1 protein-coding gene is annotated in these 654 nt (G+C 61.2%); it reads left to right on the top strand.

Annotated elements, in window-relative coordinates; genetic code table 11:
- Positions 1 to 654 (top strand): VCBS repeat-containing protein (locus GEV06_28890; protein ID MPZ21859.1); only part of this gene is annotated, 654 nt, incomplete at both ends.

The raw sequence follows: 654 nt of genomic DNA, 5'->3' as shown, positions 1-654 counted from the left end.
AACCGCCTACGCCCGCTTTGCCGACCTGACGGGAAACGGCCGGGAAGACCTGGTGGTGTGCGGGTTCGGCGATTTCGATCAGGGGCGCCTGGCCTGGTTCGAAAGCGAGGGAGACGGCCGCTTCCGCGAGCACGTCCTCATCGATCGCTCTGGTGCTCTCAGGGCGGAAGTCCACGACTTCACCGGAAATGGTCGCCTTGATCTCTTAGTGCTCATGGCCCAAGCACGGAACGAGCTGGTCTTCTTCGAGAACCTGGGCGGAGGACGCTTTCGGTCGCGACAGCTCATGGAGCAGTTTCCCGGCTATGGGTACAACGATTTCCTGGTGGCTGACTTCAACGAGGACGGCCACCCGGATCTGCTCACCGTCAACGGCAACAACATGGAGATTGAGGATCCGCCGCTCCGTAACTACCACGGCCTGCGGATCTATCTGAACGACGGGAACATGAGCTTCAAGGAGGCTTACTTCTATCCGATGTACGGAGCGCTTCGCGCCGTGGCCGGCGATTTCACTGGAAACGGGCGGCTGGACGTGGCCGCAATCTCGTTCTTCCCGGATTGGGAAGCGGAACATCCAGAGACCTTTATTTTTCTGGCGAACCGCGGCGGCCTCCGCTTCCGGCCCTACACCCTCGACGAGACGAGGTGGGG

The organism is Luteitalea sp. (assembly GCA_009377605.1).
GTDB lineage: Bacteria > Acidobacteriota > Vicinamibacteria > Vicinamibacterales > Vicinamibacteraceae > WHTT01.
The sequence above is the reverse complement of the archived record's forward strand: the minus strand, read 5'-3'. Positions and strand labels throughout refer to the sequence as shown.